Source organism: Flavobacterium piscinae (assembly GCF_004122145.1).
In the GTDB taxonomy this organism is placed as follows: Bacteria; Bacteroidota; Bacteroidia; order Flavobacteriales; family Flavobacteriaceae; genus Flavobacterium; species Flavobacterium piscinae.
Genome location: NZ_SBKQ01000044.1, coordinates 1 through 264, shown reverse-complemented (window position 1 = coordinate 264; position 264 = coordinate 1). Strand labels below are relative to the sequence as shown.

Annotated in this window: 1 protein-coding gene; it reads right to left on the bottom strand. The window is 44.3% G+C overall.

Annotated elements, in window-relative coordinates:
• Positions 1 to 264: hypothetical protein (locus tag EQG68_RS15135; RefSeq protein ID WP_164975483.1), on the bottom strand; the 264-nt coding region annotated here is incomplete at both ends.

Sequence of the window (264 nt, the reverse complement as noted above, 5' to 3'; positions counted from 1 at the left end):
CTGCTGCCAAATCAGGAGAGTTGTGAATCGCTTGTAAACGAGCCGTTGGAGTTTCTACTAATGGTAGTGGAATTAAATCACCACCGGAAGCAAGAGCCACCCATAAACCAAATGCAGGTCCGTTACTGTTTTGTGAGGGATCTAAAAATCCACTGGCTACAACAGTAATGGCAGCACCATCTAATCCTAACGTTTGTAATGGAGCTTGGTACGAAGCGACGGTAACTGTTCCTGTTTCATCACGAACGTCTAAGGTAAAATCTA